This window comes from Cupriavidus sp. 22TCCZM04-2 (genome assembly GCF_057798895.1).
Map to the genome: position 1 here is coordinate 512,814 of NZ_JBYOJS010000001.1, position 21,369 is coordinate 534,182.

Genomic DNA, 21,369 nt, shown 5'->3' on the forward strand with positions numbered 1-21,369 from the left:
GCAAGCGGCATCCAGGATTCAATCAAGGGAGGAGAAGTCGATGGAGATGGTGAACCACACGGTGATCAACCTGATCATCTTTGTGCTGGCGATCTACGTGGGTTACCACGTGGTGTGGACGGTAACGCCCGCGCTGCACACCCCGCTGATGGCCGTGACCAATGCAATCTCGGCCATCATCATCGTCGGCGCCATGCTGGCGGCCGGCCTCACCGAGGGCGCCACGGGCCGCATCATGGGCACGCTGGCAGTCGCTCTCGCCGCCGTCAACGTGTTCGGCGGCTTCCTGGTGACACAGCGCATGCTGGAGATGTTCAAGAAGAAAGAGCCCAAGGCCAAGGCCGGTGCCAAGGGAGGTGCGTGATGACCGAACTCGTCAGCATGAACCTTGTCACCCTGCTCTACCTGGTCGCCTCGGTGTGCTTCATCCAGGCGCTCAAGGGGCTTTCGCATCCGGCTTCGGCCCGCAAGGGCAATGCCTTCGGCATGATCGGCATGGCCATTGCCGTGGTCACCACGCTGGTGCTGATCATCAAGCTCAAGAACGAGTTCCTGGCGGCGGGCACGGCGCAGTCCTCGGTCGCCTCGGGCCTGGCGCTGATCTTCGGCGCGCTGGTGGTGGGCGGCGGTGTCGGCGCCTATGTGGCGAAGAAGGTCGAGATGACCAAGATGCCCGAACTGGTCGCGGCGATGCACTCGCTGATCGGTCTGGCCGCGGTGTTCATTGCCGTGGCCGCAGTGGCCGAGCCTTCGGCGTTTGGCATCGCACCTGCGGGCTCGCATGAGATCCCGACCGGCAACCGCATCGAGCTGTTCATCGGCTGCTTCGTTGGCGCCATCACGTTCTCCGGTTCGGTGATCGCCTTCGGCAAGCTGGCCGGGCGCTACAAGTTCCGCCTGTTCCAGGGCGCACCGGTGGTGTTCCCCGGCCAGCACATGCTGAACCTGGCGCTGGCGGTTGCGATGGTCGGCTTCGGTATCGCGTTCTTCATGACCCAGGACTGGCTGCCGTTCCTGGTGATGCTGGCCATCGCCTTCGTGCTCGGCGTGCTGATCATCATCCCGATCGGCGGCGCCGACATGCCGGTGGTGGTGTCGATGCTGAACTCGTACTCGGGCTGGGCGGCCGCCGGCATCGGCTTCTCGCTGAACAACCCGATGCTGATCATCGCCGGCTCGCTGGTCGGTTCGTCCGGTGCCATCCTCTCGTACATCATGTGCAAGGCGATGAACCGTTCGTTCTTCAACGTGATCCTGGGCGGCTTCGGCGGTGAAGCGGCAGCGGCGGGCGCGGCCGGCGCGCAGGCCCAGCGCAACGTGAAGTCGGGCTCCGCCGACGACGCGGCCTTCCTGATGGGCAATGCCGAAACGGTCATCATCGTGCCGGGCTACGGCCTGGCCGTGGCGCGTGCCCAGCACGCGCTCAAGGAACTGACCGAGAAGCTGCACGAGAAGGGCGTGACCGTGAAGTACGCGATCCACCCGGTGGCGGGCCGCATGCCGGGACACATGAACGTGCTGCTGGCCGAAGCCGAAGTGCCGTACGACATGGTCTTCGAGATGGAAGACATCAACAGCGAGTTCGGCCAGGCCGACGTGGTGCTGGTGCTCGGCGCCAACGACGTGGTGAACCCGGCGGCGAAGACCGACCCGAAATCGCCGATCGCCGGCATGCCGATCCTGGAGGCCTACAAGGCCAAGACCATCATCGTGAACAAGCGCTCGATGGCCGCAGGCTACGCCGGGCTGGACAACGAACTGTTCTACATGGACAAGACCATGATGGTGTTCGGCGACGCCAAGAAGGTGGTCGAGGACATGTTCAAGGCGGTCGATTAACCACGCGATCGACCGGAATCCGTGCAGGATACGACGCGTTGCCGCCCGCCGTGGCGGCAGCGCGTTATACTGGCCTGCGCTGAATTCCCAGCGTTGCCGCATGGCTCGAACGCACCATGACCTTCAACCCGCACGACCGGAACCTGTCGGTTTTCCATCACCCGATCCTGACCGTCCTGGTCGATGACAGCAAGTCGTTCATCGACAGCCTGGCCTTCCAGATGGACGCGTCTCGCGCGGTGGTCACGTTCACGGACCCGCGCGAAGCGCTGCAGTGGATCCGCGACGCATACGCCACCCGCTTTCCCGCCTTCCTGCCGGTGCGGGTCACGCACGACGACCTGACCTTCCTCACCGAGCGGCGCACCGTGCAGCTCGACATCGACCGCATCCACCGCCAGATCCACGACGTCAACCGCTTCCTGCAGCCGGGCGTGATCGTGGTGGACTACTCGATGCCGCAGATGGACGGGCTGGAATTCTGCCAGGCGCTGCAGGACCTGCCGTGCAAGACCATCCTGCTGACCGGCACCGCGGACGAAAGCATCGCCGTGCAGGGCTTCAACCATGGCCTGATCGACCGCTACGTGAAAAAGCACGAAGCCAATATGGTCGAGCGCCTGAGCCAGGAAATTGACGCCTTGCAGCAACAGTACTTCGCCACGCTGTCGCGCACCTTGCGCGAACTGCTGACGCGGCATTCGTACTCGTTCCTGTCGGATCCGGCCATGACCGAGCGCGTGCGGCAGATCACCGCGCGCTATGGCTTTGTCGAGTACTACCTGTACCCCAATCCGGTCGGCATCCTGATGCTGACGGCGCAGGGCCATGCCACGCTGATGGTGATCGAAACCCGCGTAGGGCTGATGAGCCAGGTGGAATCGGCCGAGGCCTACGACGCGCCGGCGGCGCTGATCGAAGGGCTGCGGGAAGGCCGCCTGGTGCCCTTCTTCTGGCCCGGCAACGGCATGTACACGCCAGCCTGCGTCGACTGGGAGCAATATTGCCTGCCGGCCGAACGCTGCGAGGGGCGCGAGGAATATGTCTACGCCCTGTTCGACCTGCCGCGCCACCTGCTGCAGGAGCCGGTGGTCAGCCAGCAAGCCTTCCTGGCCGACTTCGCGCGCAACCCGGACACGCTGACGGGCCGCAAGCGGCCCTGAGGTTCAGGCGGCCATCGCGCCGGCCCGTCAGGCCGGCTGCTGCGGCCCGCGGTTGCCGCCCCGCACCATGTCAAAGCGGAACAGGCGGCATTCGATATTGCCGTTGTAGAGCGGCGTGCGCCGCGACTCCTTCAGCCGCAGGCGCTTCGGCATCGACAGATCCCCGGTAAAGACCCAGGCCTGCCAGCCCGCGAAGTTCTGCTTGAGCGTGGTGGCGAAGGCGCTGGCGAACTGGTTGGCGGCGGCCTCCTCGGCCTCGTCGCGCGGCATTTCGTCCTGCGCCATGCGGCGCTCGCCGCGCACCACGATTCGCTCGCCATAGGGCGGGTTCATCAGCATCAGGCCCGGCTCGGCGAACGGCGGCTGCGCGAAGCGCGCATCCACCTGCTTGGTACGGGCTTCGTCGGGCAGTCCGGCGCGCGTCCAGTTTGCATGCGCCATGGCCAGCATGTCGGTAGAAATGTCCGATCCGGCAATCTGCAGGCCCTCGGTCGATGCCAGCATGCGCGCGCGCTGCGCGTCCGACTTGAGCTTCTGCCAGGCCTTCGTGTCCGCACCCTTGAGCCATTCAAAGGCAAAGCTGCGGCTGCCGCCCGGCGCGATATCCAGCGCCACTTGCGCGGCTTCGATCAGGAATGTGCCGCTGCCGCACATCGGGTCATAGAACGGGCGGTTGGTCTGTCCCTTCACCCAGCCGGCCAGGCGCAGGATGCCCGCTGCCAGGTTCTCCTTCAGCGGCGCTTCGCCCTTCTCCATGCGCCAGCCGCGCTTGAACAGCGGCTCGCCGGTGGTATCGATGTACAGCGTACAGTCGTACTCCGTCAGGTGGGCATAGATGCGCACATCCGGGCTCACGGTATCCACGCTGGGCCGTGCGCCCAGGCGTTCGCGCATGCCATCGCAAATGCCGTCCTTGATGCGCAGCGCCGTGAAGTTCAGGCTGCGCAGCTGGGACTTGGTGGAGGTCAGGTCCACGCGGATCGACTCGTCCGGCGAGAACCACTGTTCCCAGCGCTGGTTGCGCACCAGCGCGTAGATGTCGTCCTCGTGCCGGTAGCCGCGCGCGGCCACGCGCATCAGTACGCGGCTGGCAATGCGCGAATGCAGGTTGACGGCATACGCGGCCGCCAGTTCGCCCGAAAAGCTGACGCCGCCCGGCACTTCGCGATGCACCTCGAACGGGGCCACCGACGCCATTCCGGGCCGCGCGGCGATCTCGCGCAGTTCTTCGGCCAGCGCGCCCTCGAGGCCGCGCGGGCAGGGAGCAAAGAAAGCTTGGGTCATGGATTCAGGTTTCCTGCAAACAAAAACGTCCGCCGTGGCGGACGGGAATCAAATTAGCCTAGGCGACGGTTCAAGCGGCCGCCAGTGCGCGGTCGAGGAAGTCGAGCCGGTCCTGACCCCAGTAGGGCTGGCCATCATAGACGTACCACGGGGCGCCGAACACGCCCGCCGAGATCGCGTCCTGCGTGTTCTGCGCGTAGGCGGCCAGCACGGCCTGCCCGTCGCCGGCCTTGAGCAGGCTGGCGCCGTCGAGACCCGCCTCGTCGGCCAGCTGCGCGAGCGTGGCGGCATCCGCGATATTGCGCTGCTGCGCCCAGAGTGCCGTGCCAATCGCGCCAAGTAGCTGCATGGCGCGCGCCGTGCCATGCGCGAGCTGGGTCGCGATGATCAGCTTGCTGGCCGGGTCGCCGGACACCGGGAAATACGTCGGCTGCAGGTTCAGCGGCTTGCCCAGGAACTCGCTCCAGCGCGCCAGCTCGACCAGGCGGTACGCCTGGCGCTGCGGCGGACGCTGCGCGAGCGGCAGGCCGCCCGACACCGAGAACACCTTGCCGAGATCGCATGGCTTCAGGTTGACCAGGGCGCCGTGGCTGGCCACGACGGCGGCAAAGCGCTCATGCCCGAGGTAGACGTACGGAGACTGCGGCGAGAAATAGTAATCGACCTGCTTGCTCATCTTTCGCTCGATTGGGAGAGTCCCGACGGACCAGGTTTCAGAACGGCTTGACCACCACCAGGATCACCACCGCCAGCAGCACCAGCACGGGCAGTTCGTTGAACCAGCGGTAAAAGGTATGCGAGCGCGTGTTGCCGCCCGCCTCGAACTTCTTCAGCAGCCTGCCGCAGCCGTGGTGGTAGCCGATCAGCACCACCACCAGCGCCAGCTTGGCATGCATCCAGCCCTGCCCCGGACCACGGCCGATGCCATAGCCAAGGTACAGCCACAACCCGAACACGACCGCCGGCACGGCCAGCATGGTCATGAAGCGGTACAGCTTGCGCGCCATCAGCAGCAGTCGCTGCGTGCTGGCGGGTTCGGTCTCCATGGCCAGGTTGACGAAAATGCGCGGCAGGTAGAACAGGCCGGCAAACCAGGACACGACAAAGACGATATGAAGCGCTTTGACCCAGAGCATTCAGCGACGCGTGCGGCAGTAGTTGTTGTTCTTTGCGGCGGGCAAGGCTGGCCCGCCCTCGATTCTCAGGTGCGGATCTCGCCGTGGCCGAACACCACGTACTTCAGCGAAGTCAGCCCTTCCAGCCCCACCGGGCCACGTGCGTGGAGCTTGTCGTTGGAGATGCCGATCTCCGCGCCCAGGCCGTATTCGAAGCCATCGGCAAAACGCGTCGACGCATTGATCATCACACTGGCCGAATCGACCTCGCGGATGAAACGCATGCCGGTCGAGTAGTTCTCGGTGATGATCGAATCGGTATGGTGCGAACCGTATTCGTTGATATGCGCGACGGCTTCATCCAGCCCCGGCACCGTCTTGATGGCGAGGATCGGGGCCAGGTATTCCAGGCGCCAGTCGTCCTCGGTGGCATCGACGAGACCGCCAAAGCCCGCGGCCTCCAGCGTGGCGCGGGTGGCCGCGCAGACGCGCAGCTCGACGCCCTTTTCCTGGTATATGCGGCACAGCGGCGGCAGCGCGCGCGCGGCGATGTCCTGCGACACCAGCAGCGTCTCCATGGTGTTGCACGGCGCGTAGCGCTGGGTCTTGGCGTTGTCGCAGACGCGCACGGCCTTGTCGAGGTCGGCGTCGGCGTCGATGAACACGTGGCAGATGCCGTCCAGGTGCTTGATCATCGGCACGCGCGCTTCTTCCATCAGCCGCGCGATCAGGCTCTTGCCGCCGCGCGGGACGATCACGTCGACATACTCGGTCATCGTGATCAGGCGGCCGACCGCTGCGCGGTCCGTGGTCCCGATGACCTGCACGGCCTCGGGCGGCAGGCCGGCGCTGGCCAGGCCTTCGGCCACCAGCGCGGCCAGCGCGGTGTTGGATTCGATCGCTTCCGAACCGCCGCGCAGGATCGTGGCATTGCCCGACTTCAGGCACAACGCCGCCGCGTCGATGGTCACGTTGGGACGCGACTCGTAGATGATGCCGATCACGCCGAGCGGCACGCGCATCTGTCCGACCTGGATGCCGGTCGGGCGGAACTTCATGTTCGAGATCTCGCCGATCGGGTCGGCCAGCGCGGCGATCTGCTCCAGCCCCTCGGCCATGGTCTTGATGGCCTTGTCCGACAGCGTCAGGCGGTCGACAAAGGCGGCGTCCTGGCCATTGGCGCGGGCGCGCTCGACATCGCGCGCGTTGACGGCCTTGAGCTTGTCGGCGTCACGGCGGATCGCCGCTGCGATGGTCAGCAGCGCGCGGTTCTTGTCGGCGGTGGAGGCACGCGCCATGGCGCGCGATGCCGCGCGTGCCTGGCGGCCGACGCGGTCCATGTATTGGTTGAGGTCGAGCTCGGTCATGTTCGTGGCCTTCAGACGACGGCCGTCTGAGAATGTTTCTTCTCTCCCGCGAGCGGGAGAGCGGGGCAAGGATCAGCGCGCGATCATCAGCGCCAGCTGCTGCAAGCCATCCCATGGCTCCGCCGGCAACGGGCCGCTGCCCGGTGGCGGCAGGTCGGACAGACCCTTCACCTGCCGGTCCAGCCGCGCCGCCATGGCCAGCGCCGCATCGAGCCGCGCCTGCGTCAGCCGCTGCGCGGCCTGCGGCACCAGGCGTTCGCGCGGGCCCCAGACGCGCAGCTCGCGCATCAGCACGGCGGCGGGCTTGCCGGCCGCAATGCCTTGCCGGACCTTGGATAATACGCGAATTTCCTCGGTCAGCGCCCACAGCACCAGCACCGTGGCCTCGCCCTCGCCGCGCAGCCCTTCGAGCATGCGCACCAGGCGCGGTACGTCACCGCCCAGCATGGCCTCGGACAGCTTGAAGACATCGTAGCGGGCCACGTTGAGCACCGCATCGTGCACCTGGTCGAACGTCAGTTCGCCGGGCGGATACAGCAGGCCGAGCTTCTGGATTTCCTGGTGGGCGGCCAGCAGGTTGCCTTCGACCTTGTCGGCGATGAACTGCAGCGCGCGCCGGCCGGGCTCGCCGCCTTCCACGCGCTGCTGCTGCAGCCCGAGGCGCTCCCCCACCCACGCCGGCAGGCGCGTACGGTCCACGGAATCGACCTTGATCGATACGCCCGCGCCTTCCAGCGCCTGGAACCATGCCGACTTGGACGCGGCGAAATCGAGCCGCGGCAGTGTCACCAGCATCACCACGTCGGGCGAGGGCTGGGCGGCCACGGCGCGCAGCGCCTCGCCGCCGTCCTTGCCCGGCTTGCCCGAGGGAATGCGCAGTTCGACGATCTTGCGGTCGCCGAAAAGCGACATCGACTGCTGCGCCTCGACCAGGTGGCTCCAGTGGAAATTGCGCTCGGCCACGAGCACGTCGCGCTCGGAGAAACCGGCCTCGCGCGCGGTCTGGCGCAGGCGGTCGACGGCCTCGAGCACCAGCAGGTGCTCATCGCCATGGACCACGTACAGCGGTGCCAGGCCCTTGGCCTTGGCCTGCCGCAGGTGGGCGTCGAGTCCGTCTAGCTTGAGCTGCATGCCGGTGCGATGGCCCGTACTCAGATGGCCTTGACCGCGGCCAGGCGGCGCATCAGCTGCTGCACGATGTCGCGTTGCATGTCGCGGTAGAGCTGCTGCTCTTCGTAGTCCTTGGCCAGCGTGTTGGCTTCGTTGTACGTCAGGTCGCGCGTGAGGATGAGCTGCGACGGCGGAATCAGTTCCTTGCCGGCGGCATCGCGCAGGCGGAAGCTGAAGCGCTGCGTCAGGCGGTATTCGCGCACCACGCCTTCGGTCGTGATCGACAGGATGGTCTTGGTGCGCGTGTCCTGCAGCACGTCGAGCAGCGCATCGGCCTCTTTCTGGTCAGCCACGATCACGGTGTCCGAACCGCCGCGGATCGCGCGGCGCAGATCCGAACCCATCAGCGTATTGGGCGGAATGCCGATGTAGAGCCGCTTGAACGCGAAGTCGGCATTGCCGCGCATATGGAAGCCGCAGCCCGCCAGCAGGCCGGTAGCCAGCATGGCAGCGAGCAGCTTGCGGCGGCCCTTGTCCAGTCGATCCATTCTCGGCGATTCCTTCATCCGCTTATCGGTTTCCGATCCCTGCGCTTACAGCACCACGTTGACCAGCCGGCCAGGCACGACCACGATCTTCTTGGGCGCCTTGCCCTCGGCAAACTTGGCCACGGTCTCGCTGGCGGCGGCCACGGCCTCGATGGCGGCGCGGTCGGCATCGGCCGGCACGGTCAAGCTGCCGCGCACCTTGCCGTTGATCTGCAGTACCAGTTCGATCTCGCTGCGCACCAGCGCGCCTTCATCGACCAGCGGCCACGGGGCGTCGAGCAGGTCGCCGGCGGCGGCGGCATAGCCCAGCGCTTCCCACAGGCCGTGCGTGATGTGCGGCACCACCGGGTACAGCACGCGCAGCAGGATGCCGAAGCACTCGCGGCGCGCGGCCGGCGAGGCGCTCTTGGCACCCTCGAGCGCATTCAGCATCTTCATCGTGGCGGACACCACGGTGTTGTACTGGATGCGCTGGTAGTCGTAGTTGGCCTGCTTGAGCACGCTGTGGATCTCGCGGCGCAGGTCCGCGTCTTCCGCGGTCGGCGCGGCACCGGCGCCATCGCGCACGGCGGCGGCGTTGGCATAGCCGTAGTTCCACACGCGGCGCAGGAAGCGCGACGCGCCTTCCACGCCCGAGCCGCTCCACTCGAGCTGCTGCTCCGGCGGCGCGGCGAACATCACGAACAGGCGCGCGGTGTCGGCGCCGTGCTGGTCGATCAGGGCCTGCGGGTCGATGCCGTTGTTCTTCGACTTCGACATCTTCTCGACGCCGCCGATCACCACCGGCTGGCCGTCGGCCTTGAGCGTGGCGCCCAGCGGGCGGCCGCGCTCATCGGTCTGCACGTCGACGTCGGCGGGGTTGTACCAGGTCTTCTTGCCAGCGGCATCTTCGCGGTAGTAGGTCTCGTTGAGCACCATGCCCTGCGTGAGCAGGTTGGTGAACGGTTCGTCGAACTTGACCAGGCCCAGGTCACGCATGACCTTGGTCCAGAAACGCGCGTACAGCAGGTGCAGGATCGCGTGCTCGATGCCGCCGATGTACTGGTCCATCGGCATCCAGTAGTCGTTGCGGGCATCGACCATCGTGGTCGCGTCCGGGCACGTATAGCGCATGTAGTACCAGCACGAATCGATGAACGTATCCATCGTGTCGGTCTCGCGGCGCGCGGGCTTGCCGCAAGACGGGCAGGTGCACTGCAGGAAGCGCGGGTCCTTGTTCAGCGGGTTGCCGGTGCCGTCCGGCACCAGATCCTCGGGCAGCACCACGGGCAGGTCCTGCTCGGGCACGGGCACCACGCCGCAGCTGTCGCAGTGGATCAGCGGGATCGGCGTGCCCCAGTAACGCTGGCGCGAAATGCCCCAGTCGCGCAGGCGCCACGTCACCTTCTTCTCGCCGAGGCCCATCGCGCCGAGGTCGGCGGCAATCGCCTCGACCGCGGCCTGGTAGCCGAGGCCGTTGTACTTGCCGCTCTCGATGCAGACGCCGTTTTCCTTGTCGCCGTACCACTCCTGCCAGGCTTCGGTCGAATACGGCTGGCCCTTGACGTCGATGACCTGCTTGATCGGCAGTTGATACTTGTTGGCGAAGGCGAAGTCGCGCTCGTCGTGCGCGGGCACGCCCATGACGGCGCCGTCGCCGTAGCTCATCAGCACGTAGTTGCCGACCCACACGTCGACCTGCTCGCCGGTCAGCGGATGCGTGACCTGCAGGCCGGTCGGCATGCCCTTCTTCTCCATGGTCGCCATGTCGGCTTCCATGACCGAGCCGTGCTTGCATTCGTCGATGAAGGCGGCCAGTTCGGGGTTGTTCGCGGCAGCATGCGTGGCCAGCGGGTGCTCGGCGGCCACGGCGCAGAACGTCACGCCCATGATCGTGTCGGCGCGCGTGGTGAACACATACAGCTTGCCGTCGTTGATCAGCTTGCCGTCATCGCCCTGGATGTCATGCTTGAACGCGAAGCGCACGCCCACGCTCTTGCCGATCCAGTTCTGCTGCATGATCTTGACGCGCTCGGGCCAGCCGAGGTTGTCCAGGTCGCCCAGCAACTCTTCTGCGTAGTCGGTGATACGCAGGTAGTACATCGGGATCTCGCGCTTTTCGACGACGGCGCCCGAGCGCCAGCCGCGGCCGTCGATGACCTGCTCGTTGGCCAGCACGGTCTGGTCGACCGGATCCCAGTTGACGGTGCCCGTCTTGCGGTAGGCGATGCCCTTCTCCAGCATCTTCAGGAACAGCCACTGGTTCCAGCGGTAGTAGTCCGGGCTGCAGGTGGCGACTTCGCGCGACCAGTCGATGGCCAGGCCCATCGACTGCATCTGCTTCTTCATGTAAGCGATGTTGTCGTAGGTCCAGGCGGCCGGCGCCACGCCGTTGTTCAGTGCCGCGTTTTCCGCCGGCATGCCGAAGGCGTCCCAGCCCATCGGCATCAGCACATTGTTGCCATTCATGCGCAGATAACGCGCCATCACGTCGTTGATGGTGTAGTTGCGCACGTGTCCCATGTGCAGCTTGCCCGACGGATACGGCAGCATCGAGCAGGCGTAGAACTTGGGCTTCTCCTTGCCGTCGGGGCCGGTGGCATGCTCGGGCACGCGGTAGGCGTCGATCGCCTGCCAGTGCTGCTGGGCGGCTTGTTCAACGGCGGAAGGAAGATATTTGTCTTGCATGGTCGGGGACAACGTTCAGGACAACGGTCTGCGCGGCGTCTGGAAGGCCCGCATCCGGGGGACAGGAAGGCAGACAGCGGGCGCCCGCTCTGAGGGCGCCCGCCAGTCGTGCAATGCGAAAGAAGCTGATTATAACCGTGCGGCCGGGCCATCACGGCCACGCCGCCGGGCCTGGTCTTACTTCAGGCCGAGCACATCCTGCATGTCGAACAGGCCATTCGCCTTGTCGGCCAGGAAGCGGGCCGCGCGCACGGCGCCATCGGCATAAGACTGGCGGCTCGAAGACTTGTGGCTGATCTCGATGCGCTCGCCGATGCCGGCGAACATCACGGTGTGGTCGCCGACGATATCGCCGCCGCGCACGGTGGCAAAACCGATGGAATTCGGATCGCGTTCGCCGGTGTGGCCTTCGCGCGCGTAGACGGCGCACGTCTTGAGGTCGCGGCCCAGCGCATCGGCAACGACTTCGCCCATCTTCAGCGCCGTGCCCGACGGGGCGTCGACCTTGAAGCGGTGATGCGCTTCAATGATCTCGATGTCGTAACCGGTGGAAAGCAGCTTTGCCGCCACTTCCAACAGCTTGAAGGTGGCGTTGACGCCCACGCTCATATTGGCGGCGAAGACGATGCCGACGGACTTGGCCGCGTCGGCCAGGGCAGCCTTGCCGGCGTCATCGAAGCCGGTCGTGCCGATCACCATCTTGACGCCCAGGCGCTTGGCGGCCGCAAGGTGGACCAGCGTGCCTTCGGGGCGGGTGAAATCGATCAGGCAGTCCGCGCCGGCCAAGCCGGCGTCGAGGTCGTCCGTGATCACCACGCCGGTATGGCGGCCCAGCAGCAGCCCGGCGTCCTGGCCCAGCGCGGGCGAGCCCGGCAGGTCGAGCGCACCGGACAGCGAAATCCCTTCGGTGGCTAGAACGTGTTCGATCAGCATGCGGCCCATGCGGCCGGATGCGCCAGCAATGGCGATGTTCATGGTGTTTTACCTGGCGATATCGGAAAACGGCCGGTCGCAGAGCGCCGGCCGGCAATCTAGGTGCGCGGCAGGGCCGCAGCGGTGCGCGTCAGTTCGGCTGCGCTGCCGGTTCCGCTTGCGTGGATACGGCGGGCGTTGCTGTCGGAGCGGCTGGCACTGCACTTGATTGGTCGGCCGGTGCCGCGGTTGTCTCTTGCGGGACAGCTGGTGCTGACGCGGGCGCGGGCGCGGGCGCCGCCGCCTGCGTGCCCGAGCTTCCGCCGATACCGGGCTTCTGTTCTTTCAGGGCCTTTTTCATGCCGTCAATTTCGGCAATCAGCTCGTATTCGGACGGCAATTCGTCGCCGCCAAACTTCACCAGCTTGTCGCCATCGAAAAAGACAGTGAAGCGGCGCTGCTGCACGACCGGCGTATTGCCGCGGCGGAACGAGAAGACGTACTCCCAACGATCGCTATGGAAGACATCGGTCAGCAGCGGCGTGCCCAGCAGGAATTTGACCTGGTCGCGGGTCATGCCCTCGTGCAGTTGCGAAGCCGCCTCGCGCGAGACGAAGTTGCCCTGCACGATATTGATCCTGTACGGCGTGATGACGTTGGCGACCTTGCGCGAGGTGGAGTCGTAGGTCGAGCAGGCGCCGGCCAGAAGTGCGACGGCCAGCAGAGAAAACACCAGCGTCGGGCGCATGGCAGACGAACGGGATGAACGCATTGATCTCGCTTCCAGAGGGAAAGGAAAGTGCCGGCAGGGACATTTCCGCCGTGCGGCGGCTGCCTGATCTGCCACGGCATCCGGCGGGCTGAAGCCGCCTTCGCTGGCCTTGGCACCGGGCGACTTTTGTCGCCAAAACCCTTATGATTCAACTATCCAGACATTGTACTCTAGGGAGTCATGCCCATGCCGAGTCCGGCGGAGCTCAAGAATATCGGCCTGAAGGCGACCGTGCCCAGGCTGAAGATCCTTGAGATTTTTCAGACCAGTGAACAGCGCCATCTGAGCGCTGAAGACGTCTACCGAATCCTGCTCAACGAGCATATGGATATCGGCCTGGCGACCGTTTACCGCGTGCTCACGCAGTTCGAGCAAGCGGGCCTCCTTTCGCGCAACAACTTCGAATCCGGCAAGGCCATCTTCGAACTCAACGAAGGCAAGCACCACGACCACCTGGTGTGTCTCGATTGCGGCCGTGTCGAAGAGTTCTTCGATGGCGAGATCGAGCAACGCCAGCAAAGCATTGCGCGCGAGCGCGGCTTTGCCCTGCAGGAACATGCGTTGTCGCTGTATGGCAATTGCACCAAGATTGATTGTCCCCACAGACCAAAACGATAAGCCGTGCGTCGCCGTGTGCGGCGGAACCGAGCAAGAAAAAAAAAACCGGCGCCCAGGCGCCGGTTTTTCATGGGTCCGCCGTGCGGCACCGGTCAGGGCGCTTCGACGTCCTGTTCGGTCACCACGCGTAGCGGCTTGGCCGCGGGCACCCCCACGAATTCACCGACCACCTGGCGGAACAGGCCGCGCGCCCAGACCAGCATCGGGTGCGTGTTGCGGCTGCGGTGCCAGAACATATTCAGGCCTACCGTGGTGTTCAGCTCGGCTGGCAGCGGGAACGCCTTGAGACCATAGGTTTCGCAAGCCATGTCCTTGGTCAGGGCATTGACCGTGAAAATCATGTCCGTCTGCGCGGCGAGTTCGGCTTGCGCCCGCCACGAGTGCACGGTCAGCGTGGCATTGCGCTTCAGTCCGCGCTGCTGCAGTGCGTAGTCCAGCGGAATCAGCGACGGCGCAGGCCGGCCGGCGCCACCCGAGTGCGCCATGAAGATATGGCCGCAATCGAGATACTGCTCCAGCGTGCACTGGCCTTTCAGCAGGGGATGGTTCTTGCGCGCGCAGACCCACAGGCTCAGCGACGTGACCATTTCCTCGACGATTTCCGGGTGCCGCGTCGGGAACGGTGAAAACGCCAGGTCGAGCTCGTTGGCGCGCATCGACGCCACGTCGCTTTCCCAGGAATGCGATTCGACCAGCTTGATATGCAACTCGGGCGCCAGCTGTTTGATGCGCAGTACGAAGCGATTGAACACCGTATCGCCGAGTTCGGCGGCGAAACCGATGCTCAGGGTGCCCGTCGCGATCGCCGGGTCGAAATTGTCGGCGTCGCCTTCGTTGATCGACGACCACAGGTCCAGCATGTCGCGGATCTTGGGGCCCAGTTCCAGCGCGCGCGGCGTCGGCGTCAGACCGTGCGGCACGCGGATAAAGAGCGGATCGTCGAAGATCTCGCGCAGCCGGCCCAGCGAATGCGATACGGCCGGGGCCGTCATGTGCATTTTCTCCGCGACATAGGTCGCGTTCCGCTTGCTCAGCAGTTCGGTGAAAATCACAAGAAGCTTGGTGTCCACGTTCACCATGATCAGGCCCTGTTCCGATTTATTCTCATCAAAGATGGCCCCGCGACTTGCACTGGCTGCACATCAGATATCAACGGCTCGTTATCAGTGTAAGTGGAAAAAACGGCAGCGGAAAGCAGATTCGGCATTTCGCTCCTGACAATGGTCGGCGTTTTCCCGCCAGTATGAGCGAATTTCGCCTACTTTCATGAAACTCCAGCCGTGCCCGGCGGGCCCGCCGCGCAGCCGCTGTCGGCAGCGGCGCGCTCAAAACAAAAAAACGCGCCCGAAGGCGCGTTTTTAACGACAAGCGGGCTTACTTGGCCACCACGCGCGCCATTTCCAGGCACTTGTTCGAATAGCCCCACTCGTTGTCGTACCAGCTCACGACCTTGATGAAGGTGCCGTCCAGTGCGATGCCGGCTTCAGCGTCGAAGATCGAGGTGCGAGCATCGCCGCGGAAGTCCGTGGCAACGACCTTGTCTTCGGTGTAGCCCAGCACGCCCTTCAGCGCGCCCTGGCTCTGGGCCTTCATTTCGGCACAGATTTCTTCGTACGACGCCGACTTTTCCAGTTCGACGGTCAGGTCGACCACGGACACGTCCGAGGTCGGCACGCGGAACGACATGCCGGTCAGCTTCTTGTTCAGTTGCGGGATCACCACGCCAACGGCCTTGGCGGCGCCGGTCGACGACGGGATGATATTTTCCAGAATGCCGCGGCCGCCGCGCCAGTCCTTGTTGGACGGGCCGTCAACGGTCTTCTGCGTGGCGGTGGCAGCATGCACGGTGGTCATCAGGCCGCGCTTGATGCCCCACTTGTCATTCAGCACCTTGGCTACCGGAGCCAGGCAGTTGGTAGTGCAGCTGGCGTTCGAGATGATCGCTTCGCCCTTGTACGTCTCGTGGTTCACGCCGTACACGAACATCGGGGTGTCGTCCTTGGACGGGGCCGACATGATCACCTTCTTGGCGCCCGCGTCGATGTGCTTCTGCGCGCCTTCCTTGGTCAGGAAGATGCCGGTCGACTCGATCACCACGTCGGCGCCGACTTCGCCCCACTTCAGTTCGGACGGGTCCTTGACGGCCGTCAGGCGGATCTTCTTGCCGTTGACGACCAGCGTGTTGCCGTCGACCGACACTTCACCGTCGAAACGGCCATGCACCGAGTCGTACTTCAGCATGTACGCCAGGTAGTCGGGTTCGAGCAGGTCGTTGATGGCAACGACTTCGATGTCCTTGAAGTTGGCGGCGGCGGCGCGGAACACCATGCGCCCGATGCGGCCGAAGCCGTTGATGCCGATCTTGATGGTCATGTATATCTCCTGAGATGCCTGATGCTAGAAAACTGGGGCGTCGGGTTGTCCGCCGGAAAGTTATTGCAACGTGTCCTTGACGGTCCGGACCACGTTGTCGACGGTGAAGCCAAAGTGCTTGAACAGCACGCCCGCCGGAGCCGATTCGCCGAAGGTGTCGATGCCCACAACAGCCTGGACCTGATATTTCCACCAGAAATCCGTCACACCGGCTTCCACGGCCACGCGCGGCACGCCCGCGGGCAGCACGCTGGCCTTGTAGGCGGCGTCCTGCTTGTCGAACACGCTCGTCGACGGGATCGACACCACGCGCACATGCACGCCTTCGATCGCCAGCTGGTCAGCGGCACCGACAGCCAGGCCGACTTCCGAGCCGGTGGCGAGGATGGCCGCGTCAGGGCGGCCGGTCTTCGGGTTGGTACCGTCGCGCAGCACATAGCCGCCGCGGGCGATATTGGCGCGAGTGGCACCGTCACGCTGCTGGAACGGCAGGTTCTGGCGGCTGAAGATCAGGCAGCTCGGGCCGTTTTCGCGGCGCACGGCCTGGGCCCAGGCCACCGCGGTCTCGGTGGTGTCGGCGGTACGCCACACGTCCAGGTTCGGGATCAGGCGCAGGCTGGCGACGTGCTCGATCGACTGGTGCGTCGGGCCGTCCTCGCCCAGGCCGATGGAATCGTGCGTGAACACAAAGAGCGAGCGGATCTTCATCAGCGCCGCCATGCGCAGCGCGTTGCGGCTGTAGTCCGAGAACGTCAGGAACGTGGCGCCGTAGGGGATATAGCCGCCATGCAGCGCGATGCCGTTCATGATGGCGCTCATGCCGAACTCGCGCACGCCATAGTTGATGTGGTTGCCCCAGGCATCGACGCGCACCGGTTGGCTGCCCGACCAGTTGGTCAGGTTCGAGCCGGTCAGGTCGGCCGAGCCGCCGAGGAACTCGGGCAGCACCGGGCCGAAGGCCTCGATGGTGTTCTGGCTGGCCTTGCGAGTGGCGATGGTCTCGGCCTTTTCCTCGCACTTGGCGATGAAGGCGTCGACGGCGGCATCGAAGGATCCCGGCAGTTCGCCGCGCATGCGGCGCTGGAATTCACCGGCTTCGTACGGGTGGCGGTCAGCGTAGCCTTCGAACAGCGCGGTCCAGGCCTTTTCCAGGGCCTGGCCGGTGGCCTTGGCGTCCCAGGCGTCGTAGACGTCGGCCGGCACTTCGAACGGGGCATGGGCCCAGCCCAGCGCCTCGCGCGTGGCCAGCACTTCGGCGCCGCCCAGAGGCGCGCCGTGCACATCGTGGCCACCTTCCTTGTTCGGCGCGCCCTTGCCGATCTTGGTGCGGCAGCAGATCAGGGTCGGCTTGTCGCTCGCCTTGGCCTGCGCGATGGCGAGGTCGACGGCGGTCACGTCATGGCCGTCGATGCCACGGATGACATTCCAGCCGTAGGCTTCGAAGCGCTTCGGGGTGTCGTCGTTGAACCAGTGCACCACGTCGCCGTCGATCGAGATGCCGTTGTCGTCCCACATCGCGATGAGCTTGTTCAGCTTCAGCGTGCCGGCCAGCGAGCAGGCCTCGTGGCTGATGCCTTCCATCAGGCAGCCATCGCCCAGGAACACGTAGGTGTGGTGGTTGACGATGTCGAAGCCCGGGCGGTTGAACTCCTCGCCCAGCAGGCGTTCGGCCAGCGCCATGCCAACCGCGTTGGTGATGCCCTGGCCCAGCGGGCCGGTGGTGGTTTCGACGCCGGGGGTAATGCCGTATTCGGGGTGGCCCGCGGTCTTGCTGTGGAGCTGGCGGAAGTTCTTCAGCTCTTCGATCGGCAGGTCATAGCCGGTCAGGTGCAGCAGCGCGTAGATCAGCATCGAGCCGTGGCCGTTGGACAGCACGAAGCGGTCACGGTCGGCCCAGTGCGGGTTGGCCGGGTTGTGCTTCAGGTGCCGGCCCCACAGCGCCACGGCGATATCGGCCATGCCCATCGGCGCGCCCGGGTGGCCGGAATTGGCTTGCTGGACCGCGTCCATGGCAAGCACGCGAATGGCGTCGGCCATCAGCTTGGCAGGCTGGGAAGCGAAAGGACTTGTGGCAGGATGAGCGAGGGCGGACATGCGGGCGTAATGGCGCTGGGCCTGGCGGCAGGAAAACCGCAATTTTAACAGATACCGGGGGCAAATCCGGCCGTAGCGGCGGGAGCAGCCAGGTCGGGCGCGGGGCGGTAATCGCACAGGTACGGCGGCGCCCGCATGGTGCACTTTTCCCGTGGGGGTACGGACTTCGACAGCGCTCTCCGGCACGCGTAAGATGCACGCTCGCACCGCGTGCCGTTTGGCAGCGCTAGGTTTCCCGACAGGAGACGATCATGACGAGACCGGCCAACACCCCGAGGCTCACCCCTTACCTGACCGTCAGCAACGCACGCGCAGCCCTGGACTTCTACCAGCGCGCCTTCGGCTTCGCGGCGGCCAACGTGGTCGATGAAAACGGCGTGCCCACCCACGTCGAAATGCACTACCACGGCGAACTCATCGTGATGTTCGCGCCCGAGGGCGCCTGGGGCAGCACGGCACGCACGCCGCGCTCGCTCGGCGTGGAGTGCCCGCAGACCTTTTACGTCTATTGCGATGACGTCGACGCCATGCACGCGCAAGCCGTCGCCGCCGGCGCTGTCAGCCTGATGGAGCCGGCCGACCAGTTCTGGGGCGACCGCTACTGCATGGTGGAAGACCAGGACGGTTACCGCTGGGGCTTCGCCAAACCCGCAGCCGCCAACCAGGAAGGCAAGACAAGCTGATGCCACCCCGTTTCTTTGTCGGCAGCGCCGAGGCGGCGCTTGCCGCCGGTACCGATTTCGAGCTGCCCGAAGCCGTCGTCCGCCACGTCCAGGTGCTGCGCCTGGAGACCGGCGACGCCATGACCCTCTTCGACGGGCGTGGGGGAAGCCATGCCGCCACCCTGACCGAACTGGGCAAGCGCCACGCGCTCGCGCGCGTCGGCGATCACGACACGACTGAAGCCGAGCCGCCGTTCCGCGTCACGCTGGCGCAAGGATTGGCCGGCGGCGACAAGATGGACTGGCTGATCGAGAAGGCCGTCGAGCTTGGCGTAGCGGCGATCCAGCCGTTGCAGGCCGCGCGCTCGGTCGTGCGGCTGAGCGGCGAGCGCGCGCAGAAGCGGCAAGCGCACTGGCAGGCCCTGGTCGAAGCCGCCTGCGAGCAATGCGGACGCAATCGCTTGCCGGCAGTCGCGCCGGTGGCTAACTTGGATACTTGGCTGCGCGCGCCGGGCGAAGGCGCGCGATTGCTGGTGTCGCCGCGCGCGGTTCAGTCGCTTCCCGCCTACGCCGCGGCAAACCGGGAAACGCTGCTGGCCGGCGGCGCCACGCTGCTGATCGGACCGGAAGGCGGCCTGGCGCCGGAAGAAGAAGAGGCGGCGCTGCATGCCGGCTTCACCGCCGTGTCACTCGGCCCGCGCATCCTGCGGACCGAAACCGCCGGGCTGGCTTGCCTGGCCACGCTGAACGCCTTGCTTGGCGGATTTTGATGGCGGCGCACGCCGTCCTTCTTGAAGAGGAGTCGACCATGGGATTACTCGATAGCGTGCTGGGCGGAGTGCTCGGGCAACTCGGCGGCGCTCGCCAGGGCGAGGGCGAAGGCCAAAGCGCTGGCGGCCTGAACCCGAAGCTGATGATGGCGCTCGGGCTGCTGGCCATGATGGCGATGCGGCACAAGGGGGGCGGCGCAACGGAAGGCACGGCGCAGCCGGGGCAGGATGACGGGCTTGGCGGACTGGGAAGCCTCGGCGGCTTGCTGGGCGGGCTGGCCGGCGGCGCTGGTGGCGGCGGCGCCAGCGGCGGCCTGGATCTCGGCTCGCTGCTCGGTGGGCTGCTCGGCGGCCAGGGCGGCGCGCCGGCCAACAGCCAGGCGCTCGGCGCCGCGAGCGGTGGCATCGGTGCATTGCGCGATGTGCTCGCGCAGTCTGGCCTCGGCGAACAGGTCGATTCTTGGATTGGCTCGGGCAGCAACCAGCCCGTGACGCCATCAGCTTTGAGCAATGCGCTAGGCGACACTGGCGTGCTCGAATCGCTGGCCAACTCGACCGGCATGTCGCAGGACGACGTGGCGGCTCAGCTCAGCGAAGGCCTGCCCGAACTGATCGACCGGCTGACCCCGCACGGGCACTTGCCGTCGCAATCCTGAACGCTCCGCGGCCAGGTCCGTAAAAAAAAGCCAAAGCCCGCGATCGTCGGTGACGATCGCGGGCTTCGTTTCTTCACGTCCGACGGGAGCCTTCGGCCCCGCGCGGCGAACCGCTAATCAGGCAAACGAATAGAACACGCGGAACTGAACCTTGCGCTCGCCCCAGAACTCGGCCGCATCGCGGAACACGTCCAGCAGGACCTCGCGCGCTTCCTTATCGAACTTCTGCGCGATCGGCAGGCCTTCCAGCACGATCACGAAGCCCGGCTGCTGGCCGGCCTTGTGGATCATGTCGGTCAGGCAATCGGCCAGCGCGTCGAAGTTCTTGCCGAAATGCTTGGGGAACGTGAACGAAGTCGCGATGGTTTCCAGGATCTCCGCCTTGCTCGCACAATGGGCGCAGTTCGCATACAGGAAATGCTGGCCGAGCTCGGCGGCCGCCTGGGCGAGGTCAGGTACGCGGAAAGCGCGGATCGACTGGACAATGTTCGGGCGCACCGACTTGAACAGGTTCATGGCTCCCTCGGCCCCGTCGGCCCAGCTCGCGATGGCCGGCACGGCGGCCGGAGCGGCGGGCGGAAGTTTGTGCGTGAGCTCTTGGCGCGGCATCATCAGCACGTTGTCGTAAAGGTTCTGGGCCTGCTGCTGCGCCCGCTGCCAGCCATCTCCGGCGCCGCGCTCCTCGCGGGCGGCAAGGGCGTCGCCCAATCCGAAAATGTCAGTCATCATTTGGTTATCCGTTTGAAGCTGTTGTAGTGGTCTTCTGTGTAATAGCAGTCGTTCGCCGCGCGCTGGTCGCCACCGCAAACGATCCGCTTTGCTCCCCGGTTCCGGCTGCTCTGGCTCTTGACCGTATATTCACGGTAATAGCCGCGTTGTTGTTGAGGGAGGATACGTTCGTAGTTGCCGAAGCGCGAGCCGTCCTTCTCATAGGGATACGGCCCGCCGGCCTCAATGCGCTCCAGCGTCTGCCGTGCTTCATTGGGCAATTGCTGCACGGCAATGGTTCCCGGGAGCCCTTCGGCCTGCTGCCTTGCCAGTGACGGCTGAATACATGCCAGCGCCAGGACCACGCCCGACAGGGCGCTCGCCAGCGCGCGCCGGCCGCGCAACGGCCAAGTTTGCCGCTGCTGAATCAGGGGAATCTGGGAACCCACGTTGGTCTGTCTTGGTTGAACCGGAAATCGAGCCTGCCGCCTGCTGGGTAGACAAGTTGTCCGGGCCACCCTGGCCGGCTTGCTAGCCGCCGACCTCACCGGAGCGCTCGTGGCGAGCGCCTGCATCAAAGGCGTAAGGGTACGCGCATGCAGGAAATTAATCAATCCCGGCCCTCCGCCAGCGCAAAATCCTCAATTGTTTCAATGTGTTAATAGGATGTGTGCGCATACTAACAGGAAAATCCAAGGCGCAAAAAAAGCC

At 65.5% G+C, this 21,369-nt stretch carries 21 protein-coding genes; 7 read left to right on the forward strand and 14 right to left on the reverse strand.

The window, feature by feature from the left end:
- Nucleotides 1-40: 40 nt before the first annotated feature.
- From AC3FKG_RS02365 to AC3FKG_RS02375, 3 genes are all read left to right on the forward strand, one after another.
- Nucleotides 41-364, forward strand: coding sequence for an NAD(P) transhydrogenase subunit alpha part 2 (locus AC3FKG_RS02365; protein ID WP_211945740.1), 324 nt, complete (start codon nucleotides 41-43; stop codon nucleotides 362-364).
- Complete coding sequence (locus AC3FKG_RS02370; RefSeq protein WP_483709236.1) at nucleotides 364-1,839, forward strand: NAD(P)(+) transhydrogenase (Re/Si-specific) subunit beta; 1,476 nt, start codon at nucleotides 364-366, stop codon at nucleotides 1,837-1,839. The genes AC3FKG_RS02365 and AC3FKG_RS02370 overlap by 1 nt, the downstream gene beginning before the upstream one ends.
- Before the next feature lie 116 nt (nucleotides 1,840-1,955).
- Nucleotides 1,956-3,002 (forward strand): response regulator, encoded by a 1,047-nt coding sequence (locus tag AC3FKG_RS02375; protein ID WP_483709237.1) that lies wholly within the window; start codon nucleotides 1,956-1,958, stop codon nucleotides 3,000-3,002.
- A 27-nt stretch (nucleotides 3,003-3,029) separates the two neighbouring features.
- Here the strand turns inward: AC3FKG_RS02375 and AC3FKG_RS02380 are convergent, their stop codons facing one another.
- The 9 genes from AC3FKG_RS02380 to AC3FKG_RS02420 all read right to left on the reverse strand — a co-directional run bounded on the left by AC3FKG_RS02380 (nucleotide 3,030) and on the right by AC3FKG_RS02420 (nucleotide 12,777).
- On the reverse strand, nucleotides 3,030-4,286 hold the full coding sequence (locus AC3FKG_RS02380; protein ID WP_483709238.1) for a THUMP domain-containing class I SAM-dependent RNA methyltransferase: 1,257 nt from the start codon (nucleotides 4,284-4,286) through the stop codon (nucleotides 3,030-3,032).
- A 70-nt stretch (nucleotides 4,287-4,356) separates the two neighbouring features.
- The gene (locus AC3FKG_RS02385) at nucleotides 4,357-4,962 is read right to left on the reverse strand and encodes a DsbA family protein (protein ID WP_483709239.1); all 606 of its coding nucleotides are present in this window, start codon (nucleotides 4,960-4,962) and stop codon (nucleotides 4,357-4,359) included.
- 37 nt (nucleotides 4,963-4,999) lie between these two features.
- Nucleotides 5,000-5,422 (reverse strand): CopD family protein, encoded by a 423-nt coding sequence (locus tag AC3FKG_RS02390; RefSeq protein ID WP_483709240.1) that lies wholly within the window; start codon nucleotides 5,420-5,422, stop codon nucleotides 5,000-5,002.
- Nucleotides 5,423-5,487: 65 nt separating this feature from the next.
- The gene (locus AC3FKG_RS02395; RefSeq protein ID WP_488742323.1) at nucleotides 5,488-6,768 is read right to left on the reverse strand and encodes a glutamate-5-semialdehyde dehydrogenase; all 1,281 of its coding nucleotides are present in this window, start codon (nucleotides 6,766-6,768) and stop codon (nucleotides 5,488-5,490) included.
- 72 nt (nucleotides 6,769-6,840) lie between these two features.
- The gene (gene holA / locus AC3FKG_RS02400) at nucleotides 6,841-7,899 is read right to left on the reverse strand and encodes a DNA polymerase III subunit delta (RefSeq protein WP_488742324.1); all 1,059 of its coding nucleotides are present in this window, start codon (nucleotides 7,897-7,899) and stop codon (nucleotides 6,841-6,843) included.
- A gap of 20 nt (nucleotides 7,900-7,919) precedes the next feature.
- A complete protein-coding gene (locus tag AC3FKG_RS02405) occupies nucleotides 7,920-8,426 on the reverse strand; it encodes an LPS-assembly lipoprotein LptE (protein WP_276098459.1) in 507 nt (168 codons plus the stop codon).
- A 45-nt stretch (nucleotides 8,427-8,471) separates the two neighbouring features.
- Complete coding sequence (gene leuS, locus AC3FKG_RS02410; RefSeq protein WP_488742325.1) at nucleotides 8,472-11,093, reverse strand: leucine--tRNA ligase; 2,622 nt, start codon at nucleotides 11,091-11,093, stop codon at nucleotides 8,472-8,474.
- Nucleotides 11,094-11,270: 177 nt separating this feature from the next.
- Entirely contained in the window at nucleotides 11,271-12,068 is a 798-nt protein-coding gene (gene dapB / locus AC3FKG_RS02415) for a 4-hydroxy-tetrahydrodipicolinate reductase (protein ID WP_488742326.1), read from the reverse strand.
- An 88-nt stretch (nucleotides 12,069-12,156) separates the two neighbouring features.
- On the reverse strand, nucleotides 12,157-12,777 hold the full coding sequence (locus tag AC3FKG_RS02420; protein WP_488742411.1) for an outer membrane protein assembly factor BamE: 621 nt from the start codon (nucleotides 12,775-12,777) through the stop codon (nucleotides 12,157-12,159).
- Between the two features lie 186 nt (nucleotides 12,778-12,963).
- Between AC3FKG_RS02420 and fur the strand changes: the two genes are divergently transcribed.
- Entirely contained in the window at nucleotides 12,964-13,395 is a 432-nt protein-coding gene (fur, locus tag AC3FKG_RS02425; RefSeq protein ID WP_483709247.1) for a ferric iron uptake transcriptional regulator, read from the forward strand.
- Between the two features lie 92 nt (nucleotides 13,396-13,487).
- On the opposite strand, the gene AC3FKG_RS02430 is transcribed toward fur, so the two are convergent.
- The 3 genes from AC3FKG_RS02430 to tkt form a co-directional block, all read right to left on the reverse strand.
- The gene (locus AC3FKG_RS02430) at nucleotides 13,488-14,474 is read right to left on the reverse strand and encodes a LysR family transcriptional regulator (protein WP_483709249.1); all 987 of its coding nucleotides are present in this window, start codon (nucleotides 14,472-14,474) and stop codon (nucleotides 13,488-13,490) included.
- 295 nt (nucleotides 14,475-14,769) lie between these two features.
- Nucleotides 14,770-15,768, reverse strand: a complete 999-nt coding sequence (gene gap / locus AC3FKG_RS02435) for a type I glyceraldehyde-3-phosphate dehydrogenase (protein WP_211957310.1) — start codon at nucleotides 15,766-15,768, stop codon at nucleotides 14,770-14,772.
- A 60-nt stretch (nucleotides 15,769-15,828) separates the two neighbouring features.
- Entirely contained in the window at nucleotides 15,829-17,862 is a 2,034-nt protein-coding gene (gene tkt / locus AC3FKG_RS02440) for a transketolase (RefSeq protein ID WP_483709251.1), read from the reverse strand.
- A gap of 251 nt (nucleotides 17,863-18,113) precedes the next feature.
- On the opposite strand from tkt, the gene AC3FKG_RS02445 reads away from it, so the two are divergent.
- From AC3FKG_RS02445 to AC3FKG_RS02455, 3 genes are read left to right on the forward strand one after another with little or no spacing between them, the layout of a single operon-like run.
- Nucleotides 18,114-18,545, forward strand: a complete 432-nt coding sequence (locus AC3FKG_RS02445) for a VOC family protein (RefSeq protein WP_483709253.1) — start codon at nucleotides 18,114-18,116, stop codon at nucleotides 18,543-18,545.
- Nucleotides 18,545-19,294, forward strand: a complete 750-nt coding sequence (locus AC3FKG_RS02450) for a 16S rRNA (uracil(1498)-N(3))-methyltransferase (protein ID WP_488742327.1) — start codon at nucleotides 18,545-18,547, stop codon at nucleotides 19,292-19,294. The genes AC3FKG_RS02445 and AC3FKG_RS02450 overlap by 1 nt, the downstream gene beginning before the upstream one ends.
- 38 nt (nucleotides 19,295-19,332) lie before the next feature.
- Nucleotides 19,333-19,950 (forward strand): YidB family protein, encoded by a 618-nt coding sequence (locus AC3FKG_RS02455; RefSeq protein ID WP_488742328.1) that lies wholly within the window; start codon nucleotides 19,333-19,335, stop codon nucleotides 19,948-19,950.
- A 117-nt stretch (nucleotides 19,951-20,067) separates the two neighbouring features.
- Here AC3FKG_RS02455 and AC3FKG_RS02460 read toward each other — a convergent pair whose 3' ends face one another.
- Together AC3FKG_RS02460 and AC3FKG_RS02465 are read right to left on the reverse strand one after the other, a co-directional pair.
- The gene (locus AC3FKG_RS02460) at nucleotides 20,068-20,679 is read right to left on the reverse strand and encodes a barstar family protein (protein WP_483709257.1); all 612 of its coding nucleotides are present in this window, start codon (nucleotides 20,677-20,679) and stop codon (nucleotides 20,068-20,070) included.
- The gene (locus AC3FKG_RS02465) at nucleotides 20,676-21,044 is read right to left on the reverse strand and encodes a guanyl-specific ribonuclease (RefSeq protein ID WP_483711535.1); all 369 of its coding nucleotides are present in this window, start codon (nucleotides 21,042-21,044) and stop codon (nucleotides 20,676-20,678) included. The genes AC3FKG_RS02460 and AC3FKG_RS02465 overlap by 4 nt, the downstream gene beginning before the upstream one ends.
- Nucleotides 21,045-21,369: the final 325 nt, after the last annotated feature.